Origin of the sequence: Paraburkholderia unamae (assembly GCF_003096875.1) — a bacterium.
In the GTDB taxonomy this organism is placed as follows: Bacteria; Pseudomonadota; Gammaproteobacteria; order Burkholderiales; family Burkholderiaceae; genus Paraburkholderia; species Paraburkholderia unamae.
Genome location: NZ_QEOB01000072.1, coordinates 1 through 1,329 on the forward strand (window position 1 = coordinate 1; position 1,329 = coordinate 1,329).

The following is a 1,329-nucleotide window of genomic DNA, read 5'->3' on the forward strand; positions in this document are numbered from 1 at the left end:
CGCGAGCGCTACGCTGATTTTGGGCCCACGCTGGCGTGCGAGAAGCTTCGGGAATGCCACGGCATCCGGCTGGCGAAGGAAACGCTCAGGAAGCTTATGGTGGACGCAGGACTGTGGGTGCCTCGGCGGCAGCGCCCGTCGAAGGTCTACCAGCCACGCGCGCGCCGGGCGTGCCTGGGCGAACTGATCCAGATCGACGGCAGCGAACACGCCTGGTTCGAGGACCGGGCGCCGCAATGCACGCTGCTGGTGTACGTGGACGACGCGACGAGCCGGCTGATGGAACTGCACTTCACGCGGACAGAGTCGACCTTCAGCTATTTCGAGGCGACGCGCGGGTACATCGCGCGCCATGGCAAGCCTGGCGCGTTCTACAGCGACCGCGCCAGCGTATTCCGCAACACCAGTGCCGAGCGGACCGGCCGCAGCGTGACGCCGTTCGGCCGCGCGATGTACGAGCTGAACATCGACACGATCTGCGCCAACAGCAGCTCGGCCAAGGGCCGTGTGGAGCGTGCGCACCTGACGCTGCAGGACCGCCTCGTGAAGGAACTGCGGCTGCGCGGCATCAACACGCTTGCCGAAGCCAATGCCTGGGCACCCTCCTTCATGGCGGCGTATAACGCGCGCTTTGCAAAGCCGCCCAGGAGTGACTTCGACGCGCATCGGCCACTACGGGCGGATGAGAACCTGGACATGGTGCTCACGTGGCGTGAGTCAAGGATCGTGACGAAGTCGCTTACGGTGCAGTACGACAGGGTCATGTACCTGCTCGACGATACGCCAGAGAACCGCAAGCTGATTCGCCGGTATGTCGAGGTCTGGGAGTACCCGGACGGACGCATCGAGATCCGTGCAGAGGGTCGCGTGCTGCCGTACCGCGAGTATGACCGGCTCACCGAGGTGGACCAGGGCGCCATCGTTGAACACAAACGGCTAAGCCACGTGCTTCAGGTCTCGCAGGTGATTCAGGCACAACGCGATAACGAGCGGATAGGTAAAGCCCCTTCCCGAACGCACCGTGGGGACTCGAGCCGAACGGTGCGCAAGCAAAGCCATGCGCGCAAGAAGAAGCAACGCGAATTCACGCAGGCCGACATCGAGCAGGTGATCGTCGACCTGGCGCGGCAAAGGCAGCCTCCGCAGGCCCAGCGCAAACCAGGTCATCGATCAGCAGGCGTTGATGGTACAGGCGCGAATGCCCTGCCCGTTCATGATCCGATCTTCGACACTGCGTGAACTGCACCCCGTGAAAGACAAACCCTAAACCCCGCAAGGCGGACACTTGAACTTGGCCGGAAAGCGGACATCTGAAAATGGCTTTGACAT

1 protein-coding gene is annotated in these 1,329 nt (G+C 63.1%); it reads left to right on the forward strand.

What is annotated here, in order from left to right; genetic code table 11:
- Positions 1 to 1,239: ISNCY family transposase (locus C7402_RS46105; protein ID WP_116615306.1), on the forward strand; the 1,239-nt coding region annotated here is incomplete at its 5' end.
- Positions 1,240 to 1,329 lie beyond the last annotated feature (90 nt).